Genomic DNA, 5302 nt, shown 5'->3' with positions numbered 1-5302 from the left:
AGGAGCATCGGGGCTTTCTCGATTCTCAGCGACCCTGGAATCCGCCGCCCTGCGCACGGCGCGAGCCGCGCGTGTCGACGCGCTGGCCGACCTGCAGGCCGCGTGAGCGCTGACCCTGCTGCCCGGAGCGCTGGCTGTCGCCCTGAGCCGCGGACTGGCCCTGGCCGCCCTGGCCCTGCGGACGCCGGCGACGGCGCGCCGGTGAACCTGAGGCAGGTCCGCCGCTCTGCTGCGGCTGCCTGGCCTTCTTCGGCTGCTGCTGCTGGACCGGCTGCGGGGGAGCAGGACGCACGTGTGCGGCGCGCTCTCCGACCAGCTCGGTCACGATTGCCGCGTTGACGTCTTCCAGCGCTGCGGTGATCTGGGCCTTGCGGAGGAGATCCTTCACATCGCGGCGCTGCTCGGGCAGCACGACGGTGACCACGGTTCCCGCAGCGCCGGCGCGTGCGGTACGACCGGAACGGTGCAGGTACGCCTTGTGCTCCATGGGCGGGTCGACGTGCACGACCAGGTCGACGTTGTCGACGTGCACGCCGCGTGCCGCGACGTCGGTTGCCACGAGCACGCGCACGCCGCCGTCGGTCGGGTCGGCGGAGAACGCGCTGAGGTTGCGCTCGCGGGCGTTCTGCGACAGGTTGCCGTGCAGGTCGACGGCGGGGATGCCGGCAGCGGTGAGCTGCTTCGCGAGCTTCTTCGCCTGGTGCTTGGTGCGGGTGAAGAGGATGCGGCGACCGGTGCCGGAGGCGAGATCGCGGACGAGGCCGGTCTTGTGCTCGGTGGAGGTCGTGACGAGCACGCGGTGCGTCATCTCGCCGACGGGCACGCTGGACTCGTCGACCTCGTGGCTGACCGGGTTCGAGAGGAAGCGCTTGGCGAGCGAGTCGATGCCGCGATCGAGCGTCGCACTGAAGAGCAGACGCTGACCGCCGGCGGGAGTCGCCGTGAGGATGCGGGTGACACCGGGCAGGAACCCGAGGTCGGCCATGTGGTCCGCCTCGTCGAGCACGGCGACCTCGACGGAGTCGAGCGAGACGACCTTCTGCTTCATGAGGTCTTCGAGGCGGCCGGGGCACGCCACGACGATGTCGACGCCGCTGCGCAGCGCCTGCTCCTGCGGACGCTGGCTGACGCCGCCGAAGACGGTGGTCACGCGAAGGCCGACGGCCTCTGCGAGCGGCGCGACGACAGCCGCGATCTGGGTGGCGAGTTCGCGGGTCGGTGCGAGCACCAGTCCGCGGGGGTGACCGGGACGGCTCTTGCGGCCGGCGGAGATCAGGCTGGAGACCAGCGGGATGGCGAAGGCGATCGTCTTGCCGCTGCCGGTGCGGCCGCGACCGAGGAGGTCGCGTCCGGCGAGGGAGTCGGGCAGCGTGTCGCGCTGGATCGCGAACGCCTCGGTCTTGCCGTCAGCGGCGAGGACCGAAGCGAGGGGCGCGGGCACGCCGAGTTCGAGGAAGGTAGGCATAGATGTACTCCATGAGCGCGCGTCAGCGCGTCTGATTCGTGTGATGGGCGACCGCGCACAGGAAGTGCGCAGAGGTTCGCCGTTCGAAACGCCAACTGGTGGAGGAGCTGTTGTGCTCGCTACGGTCTGGGAAGACCCCGTGACGACGACGCAGTTGTCTCAAAACGATCTGGACAACTCCTCAACCTTAGCAGGCGTGCATGCCTCGAGCTGCATGCACGCTGTGCCGCCCGGTCGATCACCGAGCCGCTGAGGCGTCAGGCGTCAGGCGTGCAGCGCTTCGTTGAGCGTGACGCCGACGCCCGCCCGCTGCTTCGCCTCGATCGCTCCGGTGACCGAGTTGCGCCAGAACAGAAGGCCGTCGCGTCCGGAGAGCTCGGCGGCCTTCACGACGGTCTTGCCGCCGTCGGCCGTGTTCGGACCGTCGACCAGCACGACCTTGGAGCCCGCGGTGAGATAGACGCCGGCTTCGAGGATGCAGTCGTCGCCGAGCGCGATGCCGAGACCCGCGTTCGCGCCGAGAAGGGTGCGTTCGCCGATCGAGACGCGCACGGTGCCGCCGCCGGAGAGGGTGCCCATGATCGAGGCGCCGCCGCCGATGTCACTGCCTTCGCCGACCACCACGCCCTGCGAGATGCGTCCCTCGACCATCGATGCGCCGAGCGTACCGGCGTTGAAGTTCACGAAGCCCTCGTGCATGACCGTTGTGCCGGGGGAGAGATGCGCGCCGAGCCGTACACGCGAGGCGTCGGCGATGCGCACACCCGCTGGCTGGACGTAGTCGGTGAGGCGAGGGAACTTGTCCAGCCCCTGCACCTGGATGCTGTGGCGCTGCAGCAGCGGACGCAGCCGCGCCGCGTCAGAGGGAAGCATGGGCCCTGCCGTGGTCCAGGCGACGTTCGGCAGATGCGCGAAGATGCCGTCCAGGTTCAGATCGTTGGGGCGCACGACGAGGTGCGACAGCGCGTGCAGCCTGAGGTACGCGTCCGCCGTGGAGGCGGGGGCATCGTCGAGGTCGATCTGCACCTGCACGAGTTCGGTGCGGACGTTGCGCCGGTCGTCGACGTCGGCCAGCGCCGTCAGCGTCTCCGCAGCGGCCGCGGCATCGGCCGCGACGAGTTCGCCCTCGGCGACCTCAGGGAACCAGGCATCCAGGACGGTGCCGTCCCCGGCGATGGTGGACAGTCCGACACCCCATACTGTGCGCGCATTGCTCATGGCTCAACGCTACCGAACTTCCGAAAGCCGATCCGCCCGAAGACTACGCTGGAGGAATGCAGCTCGATCTGACCGCGTCCTCCGTCGACCTCACCCGCGCGATCTGCGACATCCCCAGCGTCTCCGGCGAAGAGGCGCCGCTCGCCGACGCGATCGAGGCGGCTGTGGCACTGCTCGCGCACCTCGAGGTGATCAGGCACGGCAATACGATCGTGGCACGCACGGATCTGGGCCGGGCGCAGCGCGTCGTGATCGCCGGGCATATCGACACCGTGCCCATCAACGACAACGTTCCGACGCGCGACATCGCGGTCGACGGCGAGCCGTATCTCTGGGGCCGCGGCACGGTGGACATGAAGGCGGGCGTGGCGGTGCAGCTCAAGCTCGCCGCAGAACTCACCGCACCCGTGGTCGATATCACGTGGATGTGGTACGACAACGAGGAGGTCGCCGCCGCCCTCAACGGTCTGAATCTGCTCGCCGCGGATCGTCCCGATCTCTTCGCCGCCGACTTCGCGATCCTCGGCGAACCGTCCAACGGCCAGGTCGAAGGCGGATGCAACGGCACGCTCCGCGCGATCGTGCGCACCCACGGCGTCCGCGCGCACAGCGCACGCGCCTGGATCGGTGAGAACGCCATCCACCGCGCGGCACCCATCCTCTCCCGCCTCTCCGAGTACCGCGCCAAAGAGGTCATGGTGGAGGGCCTCGCGTATCGGGAGAGCCTCAGCGCCGTCCGTATCGTCGGCGGTGTCGCGGGCAACGTGATCCCCGACCTGTGCGAGGTCGAGATCAACTACCGGTTCGCTCCGAGCAAGACCGCAGCCGATGCGGCGGCGCACGTGCGCGGCGTGCTCGAAGGGTTCGAGGTGGAGATCACGGATGCGGCCGACGGGGCGCGACCCGGTCTCGACGCCCCGATCGCCCAGCAGTTCGTCGCGGCTGTCGGCGCCGAACCGCGCCCCAAGTACGGCTGGACCGACGTCGCGCGCTTCTCGGCCCTCGGCGTCCCCGCCGTGAACTACGGACCGGGCGATCCGCATCTCGCGCACCATGACGAGGAGCGGGTGCCGCTCGCTCAGATCGACGCGGTGGAGCAGGGCCTGCGGGCGTGGCTCACCGCGCCGTGATCTCCGCCGCGCGGCGATGGGCGAGCGTGCCCGTCATCGCGCGCATCGGGGTGATCTACGTCCTCGGGCGGCTGGTCACCACGGGTTTCCTCGGCCTTGCGGCGGCGCTGTCCGGACCGACGTCGCGCTTCGGCGCCGATGCGAGCATCGGGAGCTTCATCCTCGGCTGGGACGCGCAGTGGTATTGGCTGGTCGCGTGGGAGGGGTACCCCTCCGTCCTCCCGTTGACGGAATCCGGCCAGGTGGCCGAGAACGCGTGGGCGTTCATGCCGCTCTACGCATACGCGGCACAGGTGATCGGCTTGCCGTTCGGATCCTGGGGAGCGGGCGCCCTCCTCATCTCGCTCGTCGCGGGATTCTTCGCGTGCGTTGCGCTGCACCGACTGCTGCGCGGGCGGATCGGCAGCTCAGCGGCGCTGTGGGCGGTGACGTTCTTCGCGTGGGGACCGCTCGCGGCGCTGTTCCAGGTCGGCTACGCGGAGGTGCTCTTCGTGCTGCTGCTGCTGATCGCCCTCGACCTCGTCGCGCGTCGCCGATTCGCGTGGCTCTATCCCCTGACCGTGCTCATGGCGTTCACTCGACCCGGTGTGCTCGCGTTCGCGCTGTATCTCGGCCTGTACGGCATCCTCCGCTGGACGCGGCGGCGCGCCGATCCGCTGCCCGCACGCGAGATCATCCACATCGTCGCGCTCGGCGCGCTCGCGACCGCGACCGGTTTCGCATGGCAGGCGATCGCCGGCATCGTGACCGGAGACCCCGGCGCGTACCTCGCGACCGAGCTCTCGTGGCGGCGCAACTGGGGGATCGACAGCGGAGGGTTCGTCCCGTTCGACGGATGGTGGCAGGCCGCGCAGTTCTGGTTCGGGCAATGGGGGCTGCCAGTGTGGTGGGGACCGGTCGCCCTTGTGCTGCTGGTGGGCGGCGCTGCCGGCGCGCTGCTGTTCGCCCCGCAGGTGCGCAGGCTCGGCGTGGATCTGCGTCTGTGGAGCGCGAGTTATCTGCTCTACCTGCTCGCGGTCTTCTTCCCGCAGTCGAGCACGTTCCGCCTGCTCATGCCGCTCACGCCGCTCTGGGGTGCGGTCGCGGTGCCGAAGTCGCGCGTGTACCGCTTCGGGGTGCTGGCGTTCTGCCTTCTCGGACAGTGGGTCTGGATCCATCACATGTATGCGCTCGGCAACACGTACTGGCAGGTGCCGTGACCGGGCGTTCATGACGTATTCGCCCGCTGTGCGCACCGAGGCGGAAGCATACCGATAAACTTGGGGCATACCACCGGAGGAAAAGGAGCCACGATGGCAGCGATGAAGCCCAGGACCGGGGACGGACCCATGGAGGCCGTGAAGGAGGGACGACTCATCATCGTGCGCGTTCCCCTCGAAGGCGGCGGCCGACTGGTCGTCTCCGTGAACGACGCCGAAGCGAAGGAGCTGCACGATGTGCTGGCAGGCGTCGTGAGCTGACTCACGATCTCACTTCGAAGGGGGGGCCG

At 69.4% G+C, this 5302-nt stretch carries 5 protein-coding genes; 3 read left to right on the top strand and 2 right to left on the bottom strand.

Annotation, left to right across the window (positions count from 1 at the left end):
- Window positions 1–25: 25 nt before the first annotated feature.
- Together ACNPNP_RS05310 and dapD are read right to left on the bottom strand one after the other, a co-directional pair.
- Window positions 26–1465, bottom strand: coding sequence for a DEAD/DEAH box helicase (locus ACNPNP_RS05310; RefSeq protein WP_448965020.1), 1440 nt, complete (start codon window positions 1463–1465; stop codon window positions 26–28).
- A gap of 264 nt (window positions 1466–1729) precedes the next feature.
- Window positions 1730–2683 carry a 2,3,4,5-tetrahydropyridine-2,6-dicarboxylate N-succinyltransferase gene (gene dapD / locus ACNPNP_RS05305; protein WP_448965019.1) on the bottom strand — a complete coding sequence of 318 codons (954 nt, stop codon included), beginning with the start codon at window positions 2681–2683 and terminating at the stop codon, window positions 1730–1732.
- A gap of 56 nt (window positions 2684–2739) precedes the next feature.
- Here dapD and dapE point away from each other — a divergent pair, with 56 nt between their 5' ends.
- The 3 genes from dapE to ACNPNP_RS05290 all read left to right on the top strand — a co-directional run bounded on the left by dapE (window position 2740) and on the right by ACNPNP_RS05290 (window position 5273).
- Window positions 2740–3813: a succinyl-diaminopimelate desuccinylase gene (gene dapE / locus ACNPNP_RS05300; protein WP_448965018.1), complete on the top strand. Its 1074-nt coding sequence runs from the start codon at window positions 2740–2742 to the stop codon at window positions 3811–3813.
- Window positions 3795–5012, top strand: coding sequence for a hypothetical protein (locus ACNPNP_RS05295; RefSeq protein WP_448965017.1), 1218 nt, complete (start codon window positions 3795–3797; stop codon window positions 5010–5012). Before dapE ends, ACNPNP_RS05295 begins: the two co-directional genes overlap by 19 nt.
- 93 nt (window positions 5013–5105) lie before the next feature.
- Entirely contained in the window at window positions 5106–5273 is a 168-nt protein-coding gene (locus tag ACNPNP_RS05290; RefSeq protein ID WP_084595462.1) for a DUF3117 domain-containing protein, read from the top strand.
- Window positions 5274–5302 lie beyond the last annotated feature (29 nt).

It is taken from the genome of Microbacterium xerophyticum, assembly GCF_053543555.1.
Note: the sequence above shows the minus strand (reverse complement) of the source record. Positions and strands in the feature narration are given on the sequence as shown.

What these genes read in the sequence shown, in the direction of transcription:
- ACNPNP_RS05310 (WP_448965020.1), bottom strand. Translation starts at nt 1,465, where the DNA reads ATGCCTACCTTCCTCGAACTCGGCGTGCCCGCGCCCCTCGCTTCGGTC.
- dapD (WP_448965019.1), bottom strand. Translation starts at nt 2,683, where the DNA reads ATGAGCAATGCGCGCACAGTATGGGGTGTCGGACTGTCCACCATCGCC.
- dapE (WP_448965018.1), top strand. Translation starts at nt 2,740, where the DNA reads ATGCAGCTCGATCTGACCGCGTCCTCCGTCGACCTCACCCGCGCGATC.
- ACNPNP_RS05290 (WP_084595462.1), top strand. Translation starts at nt 5,106, where the DNA reads ATGGCAGCGATGAAGCCCAGGACCGGGGACGGACCCATGGAGGCCGTG.